Source organism: Aquimarina ulvae, from assembly GCF_053613295.3.
Map to the genome: position 1 here is coordinate 365,385 of NZ_JBSIBP030000005.1, position 17,421 is coordinate 382,805.

General features: G+C 35.0%; 14 protein-coding genes. 1 reads left to right on the top strand and 13 read right to left on the bottom strand.

Going from position 1 to position 17,421, the window contains the following annotated elements; all coding sequences use genetic code 11:
- Positions 1-133: 133 nt before the first annotated feature.
- From ACWGOQ_RS13635 to ACWGOQ_RS13645, 3 genes are all read right to left on the bottom strand, one after another.
- Entirely contained in the window at positions 134-1,723 is a 1,590-nt protein-coding gene (locus ACWGOQ_RS13635) for an alanine/glycine:cation symporter family protein (protein WP_452058704.1), read from the bottom strand.
- Between the two features lie 101 nt (positions 1,724-1,824).
- On the bottom strand, positions 1,825-2,970 hold the full coding sequence (locus tag ACWGOQ_RS13640) for a helix-turn-helix domain-containing protein (RefSeq protein ID WP_452058705.1): 1,146 nt from the start codon (positions 2,968-2,970) through the stop codon (positions 1,825-1,827).
- A 32-nt stretch (positions 2,971-3,002) separates the two neighbouring features.
- The gene (locus ACWGOQ_RS13645; RefSeq protein ID WP_452058706.1) at positions 3,003-3,443 is read right to left on the bottom strand and encodes an Lrp/AsnC family transcriptional regulator; all 441 of its coding nucleotides are present in this window, start codon (positions 3,441-3,443) and stop codon (positions 3,003-3,005) included.
- A gap of 111 nt (positions 3,444-3,554) precedes the next feature.
- Between ACWGOQ_RS13645 and ACWGOQ_RS13650 the strand changes: the two genes are divergently transcribed.
- Positions 3,555-3,938: a thioredoxin domain-containing protein gene (locus tag ACWGOQ_RS13650; RefSeq protein ID WP_452058707.1), complete on the top strand. Its 384-nt coding sequence runs from the start codon at positions 3,555-3,557 to the stop codon at positions 3,936-3,938.
- A 10-nt stretch (positions 3,939-3,948) separates the two neighbouring features.
- On the opposite strand, the gene ACWGOQ_RS13655 is transcribed toward ACWGOQ_RS13650, so the two are convergent.
- From ACWGOQ_RS13655 to ACWGOQ_RS13700, 10 genes are all read right to left on the bottom strand, one after another.
- Positions 3,949-5,064, bottom strand: a complete 1,116-nt coding sequence (locus ACWGOQ_RS13655; RefSeq protein WP_452058708.1) for an alpha/beta hydrolase — start codon at positions 5,062-5,064, stop codon at positions 3,949-3,951.
- A gap of 68 nt (positions 5,065-5,132) precedes the next feature.
- The gene (locus ACWGOQ_RS13660; RefSeq protein WP_452058709.1) at positions 5,133-6,461 is read right to left on the bottom strand and encodes an amidohydrolase family protein; all 1,329 of its coding nucleotides are present in this window, start codon (positions 6,459-6,461) and stop codon (positions 5,133-5,135) included.
- A 174-nt stretch (positions 6,462-6,635) separates the two neighbouring features.
- Entirely contained in the window at positions 6,636-10,070 is a 3,435-nt protein-coding gene (locus ACWGOQ_RS13665) for a methylmalonyl-CoA mutase family protein (protein ID WP_452058710.1), read from the bottom strand.
- Positions 10,071-10,357: 287 nt separating this feature from the next.
- Positions 10,358-10,834, bottom strand: a complete 477-nt coding sequence (locus ACWGOQ_RS13670) for a hypothetical protein (RefSeq protein WP_452058711.1) — start codon at positions 10,832-10,834, stop codon at positions 10,358-10,360.
- A 300-nt stretch (positions 10,835-11,134) separates the two neighbouring features.
- The gene (locus ACWGOQ_RS13675; protein ID WP_452058712.1) at positions 11,135-11,791 is read right to left on the bottom strand and encodes a glutaredoxin family protein; all 657 of its coding nucleotides are present in this window, start codon (positions 11,789-11,791) and stop codon (positions 11,135-11,137) included.
- A 218-nt stretch (positions 11,792-12,009) separates the two neighbouring features.
- The gene (locus tag ACWGOQ_RS13680; protein WP_452058713.1) at positions 12,010-12,423 is read right to left on the bottom strand and encodes a hypothetical protein; all 414 of its coding nucleotides are present in this window, start codon (positions 12,421-12,423) and stop codon (positions 12,010-12,012) included.
- Positions 12,424-12,588: 165 nt separating this feature from the next.
- Positions 12,589-13,035, bottom strand: a complete 447-nt coding sequence (locus ACWGOQ_RS13685) for an SMI1/KNR4 family protein (protein WP_452058714.1) — start codon at positions 13,033-13,035, stop codon at positions 12,589-12,591.
- Between the two features lie 11 nt (positions 13,036-13,046).
- Complete coding sequence (locus ACWGOQ_RS13690; protein ID WP_452058715.1) at positions 13,047-15,170, bottom strand: HNH/ENDO VII family nuclease; 2,124 nt, start codon at positions 15,168-15,170, stop codon at positions 13,047-13,049.
- 501 nt (positions 15,171-15,671) lie between these two features.
- Positions 15,672-16,244: an RNA polymerase sigma factor gene (locus ACWGOQ_RS13695; RefSeq protein ID WP_452058716.1), complete on the bottom strand. Its 573-nt coding sequence runs from the start codon at positions 16,242-16,244 to the stop codon at positions 15,672-15,674.
- Positions 16,245-16,723: 479 nt separating this feature from the next.
- Positions 16,724-17,215 (bottom strand): hypothetical protein, encoded by a 492-nt coding sequence (locus ACWGOQ_RS13700; RefSeq protein WP_452058717.1) that lies wholly within the window; start codon positions 17,213-17,215, stop codon positions 16,724-16,726.
- Between the last annotated feature and the right edge of the window lie 206 nt (positions 17,216-17,421).

The following is a 17,421-nucleotide window of genomic DNA, read 5'->3' on the forward strand; positions in this document are numbered from 1 at the left end:
TTTTTCTATCCTTTCCTGTACTATCTTCAGCTCTTTGAACCAATGTCCTCACACAAGATTTTGATAAATTCTATATACTTAAAAAGATGCAAATCTTATGCCAAAATCTTCAAAAAGGAACATTTAAAACAATTTAATCACCCGATATAGCATGTTTGTACCGCTTCAGTTCTTTTGCTACTCTAGGTGTTAGAATAAATAATCCTATCATATTCGGAACAAGCATAGAAAAAATCATAGCATCTGAAAAATCGGTGACCGCGGTTAAACTGGCTGCCGAACCAATAATTACACAGATGCAAAATATTGTTTTATAGATATACTCCACATATTTTTTTCTTCCAAATAAATAAGACCATGCCTGATATCCATAATATGACCAAGAAATCATGGATGAAAAAGCAAAAAGAATTACCGCTAAACTTAAGATATATGGGAACCAAGAAATACCACTTTTTAGTGCGTTGGCAGTAAGCAATACACCTTGTTCATCAGAGATTTGAGTACCTACCTGAATCTGTCCTGTTATGATCAAAACAATGGCGGTCATTGTGCAAATCACTACGGTATCGATAAAAGGCTCTAGTAATGCTACCAACCCCTCACTGGCAGCATATTTTGTTTTAACAGCTGAATGAGCAATGGAAGCCGATCCAATTCCTGCCTCATTAGAAAAAGCCGCTCGTCTAAATCCCTGAATCATAACTCCTACCACTCCTCCGGTTATTCCTTCTGCACTAAAAGCGCCAGTAATAATAGCATTTATTGCTTCGGGAATCAGCTTATAATTTATAGATATTACAGTGATTACCGCCAATACATACACTACCACCATAGAAGGCACGACTTTATCCGTAACCTTGGCTATTTTTTTTATACCTCCTACGATTACAATAGCCACAAAAATTGCCATCACTAAACCAAATATCCATCCTTTTCCGTAAATAAAACTATTTTCTGCACCCGTTACGTGTTCAAAAAGCTTAAACGCCTGATTAGCCTGAAACATATTTCCTCCTCCAAAAGACCCTCCTACACACATGATTGCAAAAATTACGGCTAGGACTTTTCCCAAATTGGTTAAACCTCTCTCTCTTAGCCCTTTACTTAAATAATACATCGGTCCACCGTAAACAGTACCATTTTCATCAATCTCTCTGTAAGCAACTCCAAGTGTACACTCCACAAACTTAGACGCCATCCCTAAAAAGCCAACCAGAATCATCCAAAATGTTGCTCCAGCACCTCCAATGGATAATGCAATCGCAACACCTGCGACATTTCCCAATCCCACCGTCGCCGATAACGCAGCAGTTAATGCCTGAAAATGACTTACTTCTCCATCTTTGCCTTCTACTCTAGCAGTATCCGGCTGATCTCCTTCTATCGTATGAACAGCTGTCGAAACCTCTAAAATATCTGACATTTCAAGATCGTCATATTTCCCCCTAACAATATTTATTGAGGTCCAAAAATTTCTAAAATTAATTCCTTTAAAATACACTGTAAAATAGGAAGCTCCTAACAACAGAACAAGCAAGACCCAAGGGACTCCGATTTGAGAAGTTATTGGAATTTCAGCAAAAATTGCATCTACAAACCAATCCGTTGCATTTTTAAACCCATTATTAATTTTTTGGTCAATAGACCCCGAATCTATTTCTTGAGCCGTAGTAGATATATACGCAAAAAACGAAACACATATCGCTATAATTTTCTTCATCTGACTTGCTATTAAAATTTTAGACGAAGATTACGTAAAGCAGCTAAAGACAAAAGGTTACGTACTAATGAATTTAAAAATAATAATGGTTAAGCATATGCTTAATCAGAGTCCGTATTCTGAATGCTCGCATGTTTTAAGAGTTGGTTTGCTCTAGCAAAAGTTATAAGCTGTTCTTTTCCATCCGGTCCACTAATTTTAAGTACTTTTTTTATCTGATAAATGTGTGTTTGAAGACCATCTAAACTAATATTCATTTCCTCAGCAATTTTCGTATAGGATTTACTGGTTCCACAAACACCCAAATTACCCAGGACTTCTTTTTGACGATCAGACAATTCAATTTTTGTAGACTCCAACAATGAGCTAATCTTTAAATCACTTTCTTTCAGACGCTTTTGTAAAGAAGAAATAGTATCCAAATGACTCTCATTAGTCAATGAGAGTTTTTCCTGATTCCTTAATAACTGTTCTTTTTCTTTGGTAAGAACCTCCAATTCTGTTTGTTTCAATTCTTTTTCAGAAAGGAACTTCCAACTATATAACAAAATAGAGAATAACAGAATAAATAAAAATTTAAATGACAATCCTGTAATTACACCAAACAAACTCCAAAAATCCTGGTCAATGAATTCTATAGCTTTGTCCTGAGGTATAATTCTATAGGTGACTGCAATGACTATTAATACAAATAACATGAAGCAGGGAAACACCATAAACTTCATATTCCGATTGGCAAAAGCTTTATTGAGTTCGTTTAATAGTGCAAATGCAACGATTAACGAAATTGGAATATCTATCAACCAAATAAAATTATTGCTGATTCTGGAATTATCATAAGAAGTAACGATAAACACAAACGCAATCATTAAAAGAACTCCACTAAAAAGAGTTGTGAATTCTTTCTCAGAAAACCGTTGTACCAAACTCACTACTATATTACGTTCTTTCTGATGCTCAATGGATGGTAAAGAAAGTAGTATACTTAGTGAATTTGATAAAGACACGAAGACTCCCAAATAAATCACCACTTTATGAGTTGATTTAATTTCAAATAATTCCAAGAGGAAGATGTTGATCATGGCTCCTAAACCCCATAAAAAAATCGCCAAACCGAACCATTTAATTCCATTAATGGATGCTGAAGGTTGATTTTTGACCCGTTCTTTATAGTAAATTCTCTGAATCACAAATGCCGTAATCAAACACACTATGGCAGTAACGTAATGTTCTAAAGTGACGTACATAACAGTTTTAAAGATACTATATATTGGATTAATTAATCTTTTCTGTTCAGTATGGGGTTATTTTCTATCACATTAGATAAAATAATGTGGGTTTTAGCTTCTCCGTAAGTTATTAACCTATCTATAAATCCTTGAAGATGAACCTGATCCTTTAGCACTACTTCCATAATTATATTTTCATTACCTGTTATCCTATAACAGTTAAGCACTTCGTTAAACTCCGCTATTTTTGACAAAAAAGGTTGTAAACGTCCCATAAAAGCACGCAAAGTAATAATCGCTTTTAATTGGTAACCAGTCTTAGCATAAGAAACTTTTGTGGTATATCCTTCTATGATACCAAAATCCTCCATTTTTTTTATTCTCTCAGCAACCGCAGGAGAGCTCAGCCCCACTTTTCTACCGATTTCTGTATTGGACAGTCTTGCATTTTCCTGTAATAGTTGTAGAATTTTCCAGTTTGTTGGATCCATTATAATTTTAAGCCATAGATGTATAATACATCGTTTTCTAAAGCAAATTAACAATAATACTTTAAAATCAAAAGCAATATCCCCCTTAATACTGTTAATTTTGACTTGACCATGGAATCAAGCCCTAAAAATATAAGACTTTATAAAAAAGCTTTGGAAATACTGATATTGTCTAAAAGTGTTTCCAAATATCTTTTGCATGATTTAGCAGCACTAGAAAAAAATGGAACTGAAAATCCATTTATCTATTTTACTGGCGATATTATTAAGGATTCTGACTCCTTAGTTCCTGAAATTATTAAAGCAGAAAATCAACCTTTTCAAAATGAGCGTTTGCAACACGCTATTTCTTTGGAGAGTCTTACAAATAAACTTTATAAAAACTGTCAAAGGTTAGAGCGTTCAGAAAGTAATGGTCGGGATTTTGTGAGATTATTACGCAAAGAAATTAAAAAATTTAAACGATTACAACGTCACTGGATAATGACTTTATAATTTACATCAATCAGCGATGTTCTGTTTTAAGTAATTTTCTAAGGATATTGGTAAGCTCCTTTTGTTTTTTGTTAGCTTTGGTTACACTATTTTTATTTGCAGTATAAGAGGTAACAAAAATATGAAATCGAAGTCTCTCCAACATTTTTTTTGTTTCTGAATCCTCTTTCTTATCTAACTTTTTCAACTTAGTCAATTCTTTTTTCCACCAGAAAATATCAATTTTATCTGGTTGCTTATAAGCTTCAAAAACACGTGTTGTGAGCTTTTTAGTTAACTCTTTTTCTTTTTTAAATACCTGGGCTACTTTTTTAAGTAATTTTTTATATGATTTGCTTTCAATAATATTATTGAGTCTGCTTGCAACACTATCTACATCATAAAAAGGGTCATATGTAATCAAGGCGCGTTCATAATTTTCTACTGCTATGAGTAAGTTATTTTCTTTTTGTGCTTTTAATGCATTATGATATACCTCTTCATAACTTTTGTATATCTCATAAGCTTCTTTTTCTTTAATCCCTTTTAAGTGTGCCTGAATTTCCAACCAATCAAATGCCTTTAAAATTTGATCATCTGACGGCCAAGTATGATTCCCATCATAAGTTATTAAGGTATTGGTGAATTTCAATTTTTGAAGATATCCTTTTGCACGTATCATCTCCTGATAATTCATATCCCTGTTTCCACATACACCTACATACGAAAATTTCTGAAAAGTTGGAATATGCGACTGCTCCTGAGAAAACCCGGCACCACATGCTATAACGCCTGCAACACGTCCAGTTAATACTGCGATAGCAGAAGCCAATCTGGATCCGCCCGAGAAGCCAGATACGTACATTTCATTTTGTTTAATCCTAAAATTGGCAAAAACAAATTCGAACAAACGATTGGTGATCTCAAAATTACGGTCATAAGGGCCGTTTTTTGTATGATTTGAACAGACTAACATATATCCATAAGCTTCAGAAGTTTTGATGAATGGAGCTATCCCTCTTTTGCCTTGTCCACCAGGATCAAAAATAAAAACAATAGGCAATGCTGCACTTTTATCAACTGAATTGGGAAGATACATTGCAAATGTTTCTTTTGTCTTGTCTGAAATCAGAACTGAATCTATCATCACACCAGTGTTATAGGTTTGAGCAAAAGTGGTAGCACAAATACAGTATATTACTATTTGTCTTAAAATCATTTATATCTCTTACCGTGTTTAATTACCAAATCCACATCTTGTAGTAAATTAATATGTCTCAAAACATCACCTTTTACCGCAATAATATCTGCATATTTACCTTCTGTAATAGTACCAACTTGATCAGAAACGCCCATCCAAACAGAAGGCCAATATGTAGCAGCCTTAATCGCGTACATCGAGTCTATACCAAATTCATTTACCCAGACATCTAATTCATTCCAGGTTGATTGACTGTGAAACTTCATAGGGATTCCACTATCTGTACCGATCAAGAGTACTACTCCGGCATCCATTAATTGTTTAATTTTAGTCTCTAATGTCGGCTTGCGCAGAGGAGTTAATTGAAAATAAGGTAACCTATCTTTATGTTTAAAACTATTTTTAATATCTACTATGATCGTATCATGAAGACCTCGGTGCCAAGAATCATTATCTAAGTGTTCTCCGTTATCTCTTACGTACTCATAATTATATAACCCTTCTACAGTTGGACACCAAAATAGCGGTCCAAGATTCATCTGGGCTGTTCGTTCTTTTATGGCTTTTATCACATCATCGGGATATCTGGGAGCTGATGATAAACCTGTATGTTCAAAACAGTCTACCCTTGCCTGAAGTCCTGTTCTTATCTCTTCTGGACGATGTCCGTGCGCAACGACCTTCAGATTATATTTATGAGCTGTGTCCACTACGGCTTGTAGCTCTGCAGTAGTCATTTGATCTTGATCAATCAATTTTATACAGTCTACACCAGCATCAGCTAATTTCTTAATTTTCTTTTGAGCATCGTCCACCCCATTGATACCCCAGCGAAAAGCTTCGGTTCCCGGGTAGGGTTTCTTTTGGATAAACGGTCCAGAAACATATAATGTCGCTCCCGGAATTTCTCCTTTATTAATTCGATCTCTTACAGAAATACTTTCTTTAAGTGGTCCTCCAAGATCTCTGGCACTGGTTACTCCTGCCATTAGTAATTGTTCTGCTGATGAAGGCATGATAACATCCTCGAATAAAGGCGGATAGGTTTTATCCCAGTAGGTGTAATCCGCATGACCGTTAATCATGGTATGTACGTGCATATCCCAAAGTCCGGGTAATACAGACATTCCTTCTGTAGAAATCACTTCTGCTGTTGCCGGTACTATTAAGGTTTCAATCGTACCAACGGATTTAATTTTATCATTCTCAATAATGATTACACTATTTTGTATAGGAGCAGCGCCAAAACCGTCTATCAATGTCCCTCCAACTAATGCTTTTAAAGAGTTTTGTTGTGCAAAAGAACTGCCAAAAATAAAAAAGACAATAAGCATTCTTTTCATGATGAGTTGTGTTTCTTTAAAGATAGAAAAACTAAAAGAAAAGAAAAATCCCGTTCTAAGACGGGATTTTTTGTTTTTGATATAAATATAGATTCCAATACAAAATCGGGATAAGCTCTTCGACTGCGTTTAGGGCAAGCTTCTCTAATATATGTTCTACTTTAAATTTGTACTTTACATATTTCTGCGATACTGCCCTCCTACTTCAAATAACGAAGAAGTAATCTGACCAAGAGAGCATTTTTTACAAACTTCCATTAATGCTTCAAAAATGTTTTGATTATTCACCGCTTTCTGCTGCAAGTCTTTTAACAATTCAGAAGTTTCATCTTCATTGCCTTTATGCAACTCATTAAGCATCGCGATTTGATACTGTTTTTCTTCTTCTGTAGCTCGAATTACTTCTCCTGGGGTTACTGTTGGTGATCCTTTAGAACTTAAGAATGTGTTTACACCAATGATTGGAAACTCTCCGGTATGTTTTAGTGTCTCATAATATAGGCTTTCTTCTTGTATTTTGCTACGCTGATACATCGTTTCCATCGCTCCTAATACGCCACCGCGTTCTGTAATTCTATCAAACTCAGTCAAGACAGCCTCTTCTACTAAGTCGGTTAACTCTTCAATAATAAAAGATCCCTGGATTGGATTTTCGTTTTTAGCCAGTCCCAATTCTTTATTGATAATCAACTGTATTGCCATGGCTCTACGCACGGATTCTTCTGTAGGTGTTGTAATAGCTTCGTCGTAAGCATTGGTATGCAATGAATTACAGTTATCGTAAATAGCGTACAATGCCTGTAATGTTGTACGGATATCATTAAAGTCAATCTCCTGAGCGTGTAATGACCTACCCGATGTTTGTATATGGTATTTAAGCATTTGGGCTCTGGCATTAGCGTCATACTTATATTTTAAAGCTTTGGCCCAGATTTTACGTGCTACTCTTCCAATTACAGCATATTCAGGATCGATACCGTTAGAAAAAAAGAAAGACAAGTTCGGACCAAATTTATTAATATCCATTCCTCTGCTCAAGTAATATTCTACATACGTAAACCCATTAGCAAGTGTCAATGCCAATTGTGTAATTGGGTTCGCACCAGCTTCTGCAATATGATATCCAGAAATAGAAACTGAATAAAAGTTACGGACTTGTTTTTCTATAAAATATTCTTGTACATCCCCCATTAATCGCAATGCGAACTCTGTAGAGAAAATACAGGTATTTTGCGCTTGATCTTCTTTTAGTATATCTGCTTGTACGGTTCCACGAACGGTATTCAGCGTAGTCGCTTTGATTTCAGAATACACGTCTGCTGGTAATACCTGATCACCGGTTACCCCTAATAACATGAGTCCTAATCCATCGTTGCCCTCCGGAAGCTTTCCTTGATATGCGGGACGTTCGACTCCTCTTTTATTGTATATTTTCTTGATTTTAGCTTCTACTTCAGCTTCAAGGCTATTTTCTTTTATGTATTTTTCACAATTCTGATCAATTGCTGCATTCATAAAGAACCCTAATAACATCGGAGCAGGACCGTTAATTGTCATACTTACAGAAGTCATTGCGTGCGTAAGATCAAAGCCTGAATATAACTTTTTAGCATCGTCTAAGCAACAAATAGAAACTCCAGCATTACCTATTTTTCCATAAATATCAGGTCTGTGATCTGGATCATTTCCATAGAGTGTTACCGAATCAAAAGCGGTTGATAAGCGTTTTGCCGGCATTCCTAGGCTTACATAATGAAAACGTCTGTTGGTTCGTTCTGGTCCACCTTCTCCGGCAAACATACGAGTTGGATCTTCACCTGTTCGCTTAAAAGGATATAAACCAGAAGCAAAAGGAAATTCTCCGGGAACATTTTCTTGTAAACACCATTTTAAAATATCGCCCCATGCTTGATACTTTGGTAGTGCTACTTTAGGAATCTGACTATGCGAAAGCGATTCTGTATGTGTTTCGATTTTGATTTCTTTATCTCTTACTTTAAAAGAGTAAACGGGATCTTTGTATTTCTGAACTTTTACTCCCCAACTGGTTATTGTCTCCCAATGATGAGGATCGAGGTTTAATTTTACACGATCAAATTCTGCCAATAATAATTTCAGAAAATCATCATTTTCATCGTTCTTAGCTTTTCTAAGCGTTTCTTCTTCAATACCATTTTTAGATAAGCCTAAGAAATCCAAATTTGCTACGCTACAAATGGTTGTGTAGATTCCATATAATTTTTGAGCTACTTCTACTTGTGTATTAGCAGTTCTATCATACGCTCTGTTATTTTCGGAAATCTCCGATAAATATCTTGTTCTACTTGGAGGTATTACAAATATCTTCTCAGACATTTCTTTGGAAATATAAAAATCTGACTTTAAATCTGCTCCTGTTTTCGTTACTACAGCATCCATAATGGCTTTATAAAGTGTATTCATACCTGGGTCATTAAACTGAGACGCAATGGTGCCGTACACTGGTAAATCATCCTGAGGAGTATCCCACAACTGATGATTACGCATATATTGCTTTTTCACATCCCTTAACGCATCCAGAGATCCTCTTTTATCGAATTTATTAATAGCTACTAAATCTGCAAAATCAAGCATGTCAATTTTTTCTAATTGAGTCGCTGCTCCAAACTCTGGGGTCATTACATATAAAGAGGTGTCACTATGCTCCAGAATTTCGGTATCCGATTGCCCAATCCCCGAAGTTTCTAGAATAATCAGGTCAAACTCTGCAGCTTTTAAGACTTCAATAGCTTCTGCGACATATCTAGACAATGCCAGATTAGATTGCCTGGTAGCTAATGAACGCATGTATACTCTAGGTGAGTTTATCGCATTCATACGAATACGATCTCCTAGTAATGCGCCACCAGTTTTACGTTTTGATGGATCTACAGAAATCAGTCCAATGGTTTTGTTTGGAAAATCTATTAAAAAACGACGTACTAACTCATCGACTAACGATGATTTTCCTGCTCCACCAGTTCCGGTAATACCCAAAACCGGGGTTTTTGACGTTTTATTTTTTTCGTGTATTTGGTCGAGTGTATCTTTAGCTATCTCCGGGAAATTTTCTGCTGCAGAAATTACACGTGCAATTGATCCGATTTCTTTATCTGCTAAATGATCTGCTTCTCCATTTAGTTGGTCCCCAACAGGAAAATCAGCTTGTTTTACCAAGTCATTGATCATTCCCTGCAATCCTAGTTCTCGTCCGTCATCCGGAGAATAGATACGGGTAATTCCATAATCCATCAGCTCCTTAATCTCGTCGGGCAGGATGACACCGCCTCCTCCTCCAAATATTTTGATATGTGATGCTCCTTTTTCTTTAAGCAAATCATACATATATTTAAAGTACTCATTATGACCTCCTTGATAAGATGTCATTGCGATGGCATTTGCATCTTCCTGAATAGCACAATTTACCACTTCTTCTACACTTCTATCGTGCCCCAGATGTATTACCTCTACTCCTGTAGATTGAATAATACGGCGCATTATATTAATAGCTGCATCGTGCCCATCAAATAATGATGCTGCAGTTACAATTCTAACTTTATTTTTTGGCTTATAAGGTGCAATTTGTTCCATTGACAATAAAAAGTGTTTTTATAGGTGCTAATTTACGAAATACGCATCAAAAACGATTATTTTTTTAGAATTATATAATTTAGCTGCCTTCATTAGATATTTCATTATCTATAGTTCAAATTTACGCTTATTCTTTACTAATTCTCATAACTAAAGGAAATTACTCAAAAACAAATTAGTATTCATATAATGTTAACACAATTGTTAAAGACTTTTAACGAAATATATAAAAATGATATCTTACGCTCTAATTGAAAACAAATACATTAAAACCCTTCTTTCTGTAATCATTTCTCCAATGATAACAGTTTTAAGGTGGTGGCATTTTTCTTAGTAATACAATTTGCTGCTAAAAACATAGCAATGGTCAATTCGTGTGGAGTGCCATGCACATTCTCCATCAGGTTTTTCTTATTCAATTTAAGAAGTTCTAGTGGCGCATACTTACTTCTAAAATAATAAACAGTAATAGGATTGTATTTGCTAAGCCCTCTTTTCATTTCTTTGTAGATATGAATCCAGTGATTCGACCCTTCCAACTCACAGAAATTTCCATTAGGTAAGATGGTAAAACCAAATGGGTCCACATCACCATCCTGATCAATATCTGATGTAATAATCTGTTTAAGATGATCAACTCTTAAAGGACTTTTAGCATAAAACAATAATACTTCGATTCTATGCAAAATATCAAAGACTTCTATTTTTTGCATCCCTTCAAAATTGCGCATCACTTTATATAGTAATTGTTGTTCTTGTTTCATTATTTCCCATTATTAAGAATGGTACTTTTAGTACATAATATACTTCCATAGATAATTGCAATAGCCTACCTAATATCAATCTATTTTAGCATCTTTCTTTGATTAATAATAACTCGTATTATTGTCTATTTCTCAACTATTGAATTTCATTCTAATCACTAACTCTTTTTATAAAAAAGTGTAGGTTCCCTTTCTGATCTTAAAAGTAAAAACCGGATAGGTATGAATTGGATGATAATATCTACAATAGCTTACATCCGAAGGTCAAATAAAATCTAATAAATACGAGAAGAGACTTTTCTAATTTCCTCTTAAACCTGCAAGAAATTCGCTTAGGTTTTCGTGACTATGAGTAAGTTTGCCATCTACCAAGATTACTGGGGTAGTATATCTCCCAAAGATTCCATTTTCCTGCATCTTTTTTGATAACAATAATCGATTTTCTTTTAGCTCTTCTGGTGCTTTGTTTTCTTTTGTTTGTGTGTTCGTAGGAATCTGGACTCGTATGAAATCTATATTGTTATCCAATAAATAACTGGTAGTACGATCACACCTTGGACAATCGGATTTGTCAAAAACTACAATTCCCTTATTTATATTATCTCCTTTTTTGTAGGTATTTTTTTTCAACGCCTTTTCTTTAACAGCCATTTCTTTTTTAGTTGGATTTGGAACAAAACTATATGCCGTCTGAAATTTCATTTTTCCACCAGAAGGTTCTAAGGTTATAAATAATAAAGAGTCTTTAGGGCTTACCGATTTTGTAATTACTTCTGGATGTTTTTTTAATCCGCTAGAAGTAATGTACAAATCCACTTTTTGTGTTACGTTAGACAGATTTTTTGCGTATAGATCATAATTCTTATCATTTTTATATTTTATGATTGTTACTTCTTTGTTCTGAGCTTGTGTTATTTGTGTGCAAATTGCTATTAAAGTGAATATTAATGCTTTCATTTGTTCATACTGGTATTTAAACCAAACCCTGATTAATAGGGCTTGGTTGTTTATCTAAATATTAAATCTTGGAAATTTAATTTATTCCTAAGAATTTTAAACTTTCTTTTCCATACACTTTAAAATTCTTTTTTCAGGGCATAGATTTTTTTCTTAAAAAACTAGGTATGTTAGTGTATATTAATCTACAATCCTAACACTATTACAAAAATTTAAACCTAAAGTAAAAGGGTACTATTTTTTATCAAGAGCTTTAAAATTTCACCTGAACTAGAGATGTCGTCTTGAAAAATCCAATCACAAACCGTTCCTGAAGGCTTGGCGTATCTTTTTTCCAAAGCTTCTCCATTTGCTGATATTATCGAATCATCATTAACATTAGATAAAATTTCATTAATTAAATCCAAAGCTTTATCATCATCTATAGCTTCCCAATCAGATATAGATTCTGCAACTAAAGTCTTGACGAAACCCTCTAGATTATCTGAACGCCAATAATTAGTCAATTCATATTCGGTCAAATTTTTAGTAATAAGTTTATTTATAGTTTGCAAAATTACTTCTGGTGGTTTGTCATCGTTTTCAAAACTTAGTATCAAGCTTTTTACATTTTCTAACTTATCTATATTCATTAATTAATACCCATATCCATAGTGATATTGTGGCAACAAAATATCACTATAATATCTAGGTGTAACAATTTTTAAATTTCAAAATAAACTTCATAAGTATAAATCATCTATAATATAATTTTAAAAAACTTCTCTGAATTCATTAACATTATATCCGTTTTTTACTTACATTGATTCTTCCAATAATGTAAATAAAAAACTACCAAAATTGTCAAACTTTTCTTCTACTTGATTTCCAATATCCCATATATAAACTTGATTTTCATTATTTTTTCCTTCAGAAGTATCTAAGACATAATATGGACCATAACCTGTCTCTGCAATTACTAAATACCTTAATAGTAAATTACTTTCATTTCTCAAACTTTGGGTAAGCCAAATACCGTTAGGGATCATGTGCGCATCCGTTTTAGGGTCTTTTATTATTCCATAAAACTCCAATCCAAAAATATCTCCTGATCCATATTGTTCTATAAATCTTTTATAAGACAAAGGGAATTTTATATTCAGAATATTTTCTGCCGAGGTAATTTTTTCCTTTGCAATAGGTCCGAAAAAATTAGATTCATCTATATTCTTTTCAATTATTTCAAATGCTTTTTCTAAGTTCATAATTATTTGATTTAAAAATCATTGGCTCTCTCTTTCCAGTAGTTCCTTTTCCAAGTATTAAATGCATTTCTATCTATTCCTGAAGGAATTGTATTTGGATTTATGTGTATAGTAGCATGATTAGTTTGATGAAAAGTCTGTGTCATCTCGGCGATTCCAGCTGAATCACTTTGCAGCATATGGTGCAAATTCACAGATTTTCCATCTGGACCAATCGGAGCTAAACCTGCTTGCATTCTTTGTTTATTTGTTCTTCCAGATAAATCAACCAAATTACCATTAATTATATCATCGCGCTTATAAACCTTGATATTTCTAAAGATTGTTTCGCTTGTCCAAAATTGTCGCCCTGGACCAGCCGCTATTTTAGAAGCAGCTTCCTCAACTTCATCTCCTCGCTCTAGAACCTCATCATTCTTTTTAAGAACCGTGATACCGTTTTCAACATCAAATTTAAAACCTTTTCTGATGACATCCGCAACTTTATCTAAGGATCTGCCTATTGCCCTTATAATTTTAAAAGATTTATAGGCTGCTTTACCAAACTTGGCGACTACTTTTACAATAGTTCCACCAAAGGCATCTACAGTAAGTCCAGCCAGACCTAAGGTTACTGCGATGTAATCGTTGTCTGCAATACCCCTTACCACCTCTACAATGTCAGAGCCCGGAATCGCTGCCAAACCAATTTCTAGTAAAAAGGGCATCATTATCTCCCCAAGTGCTTTCCACTCCTCTGGAGATTGAGGCCAAAATGATGGGTCTTGGGTTAGTGATTTTACCTGTGGTAACAGGACAATTGCCGCAGTACTTCTGCTAATTTCTCGAAATCTACTGTCATCACCATCCCAATTCTCTACATTATGCTTTAGCGCGATCGCATTTTGTGCCATAAAACGCCAATCGCTTAATGATAACGTAGAAAGATCTGCGTGAGATAATGCACCGTTAAGATCTATATTAGACTCCATCGGTCCAATCTCCGGATGACGATAAAGAATTGTTCTGTTTTTAATACCATCACTAATAACTCCCATAAAAGCTTTATACTCTTCTATATCGGCAAATAAATTTACAGATCCGGTACCTGCTAAAACTTTAATCATACTCAGGGCAGTATCCTTGGCACTTTCTGATAGATCATTGTCTTCTATATAATCGAGTATTTTACCTGTCATAGCACTATTAGCAAAAGTAAGCACCCAGTCCTTTTCAAACCCGGTAAGTCTATCCCCTATCAGTTCTAATAATGTAAATTGATGTTCTGGTTCCGTAACTTCATTGAGTAAAATAGGGCCTGGTCCTGCGTCAGGACATCCTGCACCTTTTGATAAACTTTTATTGTCATGACCACCATAACACTCTACATAGGTAATGTAATAAGAACCGTTACCACAGCCACAGATTGATCCGGAATGAGGTGTTGTACTATTAGGTCCGCAACATTGCACCATTATGGTATAAGAAGAGCAAAGAGACCCACTGCTACTAGGATTGCCGCTAGGGCCACCAGTAGAACCACCGCCTCCACCTCCGCCGGAACTACCATTATCACTTTCTGACCCATCAGGTCCGGGATTGATATCATTAGGTGGACAATCACTTCCTTTTGATAGGGTCGAGGTTATCAAAGAAGCATCAAAATCATATATATACATTTGACCTTCGAATTGTTTTGGTTCTAAAACTGATGTGTCGGTATCATCAGAAGAACTGCGTACATACTTCGCGATAAAGGCGTTTCGCTCGCCATTTGATTGTTCAGGTCCTACCACTAAATTATACATCACTCCTTTTTCGAAAGTTTTAGGGAAAATTTTAAAAGATAAGTTCCCATCACTGGTACCATCGGTAATCCTTAAAGCTTCATCAAGAAATACAGTACCATACGTCGTTTCTAAATAAGTACTCCCAGTCCTTTTAGTGATTATCTGGTTCTTAGCTTTGCCTTCCAAAAAAATTCTTGTATTTAGTAGATCCAAAGAAGTAGCTTCTGAGACTTCAATGTTGGATTTATCTGTTGAAATTTCTGTAACTTCTATTCTCTCCTCTATTTCTTTTTCGCAAGAAGAAAAGCATAGCACGACAAGTAAGATACTTATCACATAATTGAATTGCCTGAAATAATTTTTCATAATTGATTTGTTTGTTGATTTTAGTTCTTGTTAATATTTCTATTTTTATAAAATTTTAATCTACTGAAGTCCTATTGGTTCGGCTTTCTTTAGACCTGGAATATTGAGCATTATCTATTCTGCTCATGTTTAAAAATATCCCTTCGATATAAGTAAGTGTCGTAACCAAATGATGTGTTACCTTAAATTTTGATTTTTTTAAAATATTAGTTATTTTTTTTTAAGTATATCGGACTTCGAGAGCCTCTGTACTTATAGATTGTCTATGTTTTTTCCCAACCATAATCCCTACCTCACGGCAGGGCGGGCTCTTCAAAAAAGGAGCGAGGACTCCTACTAACACTAATACACCTGCCCGTCTCAGGAGAAAACTCAACTTTATTTCATTTTTTCATTTCCCTCTACTAAACTCTGGACTCCAATCTTCAGGCTTCGAGAGCCTATGTCCTCACAAACTAACCTCTTATGGCAAAGCGTTTTTACAAACTCACTGACTCTCAACTACCCAACCATCGCTAACTCTCGATACAAAAGATCATTCTTCATCATCCTTAGCAAGTGTTCCTTTACCTGAAATTTTTTCTTGCGTGCATATCCTTCAGTATATCCAGTAATGTTGGCAATCTCTTTCATGCTTTTTTTCTCAAAAAAAAGTTGGAGTATATTTTTGTGATGATCTTTTAAATTTGATAGATGCTTGTGATATAATTGTTCTTTATCCTTTTGTATCAAAGCATTGATAATTGATCCCGTATAATCTTGCACTTGGTCGATCAGCAAATCATCATAGTATATTCTAGATTGCTTGCGTAACTGATTACGCCATTTGTTTTTACATATCTCGATAAAATAATTATGAATAGATGAATTGATTTCTAGTGATCCACTTCGTAGTTTATGATATAATACTACCAACGCCTCCTGAAATATATCTTCTACATCCTCTGTAGTGCCTCGATATTGTAAGATTAACTTTTTTACGACAGGTAAATTCTTTTTATAAAATGATTTTAGAATCACCCTATCCCCAGTGATGATTCCGTCTATGATTTGTTGATTTTTTATTGAATTCATTGGTCAATTTTGTTTCCCTTGTTTTTATTTGATTATTGGCAACCCGATATTTTTAGGGTTGCTAAAAGCATATACGTGTGTTATTCCTTTATCCAAACCCTCTCCTGATGGAGAGGGCACTACAATTAACACGAACTCAACTTTATTTTTGTTTTCTAATTCCGCATTGTAGAACTATTTGCAAAACTGTCTCTTACCGACTCAAACTTCATATACGCCTACCCCGATCCGCATAGCCTACACCCCTTAGCGAACTACCCAGCGGTATCATTTTACTGGCTCGCGCTCTTGTTTTTAGGGTTGCTAGGCCTTTTTTGATAGGGGTACCCCCTTAATTAAGGGCCTGATGCCCCTTATAAGGATGGGGTATCCCGTTCCATTTTGGGTATTGAATCCTTTGGCAATGCCCTCCAGGTCTTGTCGAACTACCTAGAGGTACTTCTGTAAGACCCAGAGGCCATCCAATTAAGGCTTGGGGGTTATGCTGATTCTTTGTTCTCTGTGGTTGTAGTTGCTATTGGAGTATTCTTAAACAGTACCCGCATATCCTCATACACAGATTTGGCTCCCGGTTCATTTTCTCCTGCCAGAAAACGCATCATACGGTAAAAACTGAGTGCGTTGGTATAATTATCGTGGTCCAGTAATGTTTTAGTATCCAGTAATTGTTGGGTAAGGTTTTCTAATAGTTGTGCCCGCCCTTCTACCTGATCTCGTGCTGCATAATCACTATCAAACTCTTGTTTATCCAGAAAACGTGGAATCCAATCAGGATGCTGTTCCATATAGTTTTTGGCTTTGTCTACAATCAGTTTGTTTTGGTTGGCGATACGCCCGTATTGTCGGCGCTGATCTGGGGTTAGGTTTACGGTCTTACCATTTAGAATTTGCCGTATGCCTAATAAGTGCGCATCTAGTTGCGCTAGTTCTTCTTCTGTAAAGCTTACGCTTATCAAATTTTCTAATGCCATCGTTATCATTTTATGATTATTAACTAATTTGACCCAGATTTTGATAAGTGCACTTGTTGCTTTGGATCGAAGCAAATATATGGGGGAGAATTGCGTTATTGCAAGGGGAGTATTTAAGGATTTATAAATTTTATATGTAATATTTATAAATCTTACAAAAGAGTATGTTTTGTATATTTGCTCATTAAACACCGTAACCTTGACCC